The sequence below is a fragment of the Gemmiger formicilis genome (assembly GCF_016901605.1).
GTDB classification, from domain to species: Bacteria; Bacillota; Clostridia; order Oscillospirales; family Ruminococcaceae; genus Gemmiger; species Gemmiger formicilis_B.
On the sequence record NZ_JACJKP010000772.1, the window covers coordinates 1 to 222 of the forward strand.

Below are 222 nucleotides of genomic sequence, written 5' to 3' on the forward strand. Positions count from 1 at the left end.
TTGTATGGGGGGCAGAAACGGTTCTCCGCTTTTACCGAGGCACTGGCCGAATACCGCCGTCTGGCACGGACGCTGCCGGTGGATCGTCTGATGGAAGAACTGTTGGCGCGTACCAGCGCAGAAAGTCCTGCGCGCCCGGCACTGCCGGCCCAGGCCACAAAAGATTGCAGATCTTCCCGGCAGCGGGCTCCTTCCGGCATGGCACCCACTGCTGCCAGATAA

At 62.6% G+C, this 222-nt stretch carries 1 protein-coding gene; it reads left to right on the top strand.

Going from position 1 to position 222, the window contains the following annotated elements:
* On the top strand, nucleotides 1-222 hold a 222-nt coding region (locus H6B10_RS16790; protein WP_204652498.1), incomplete at its 5' end, for a hypothetical protein.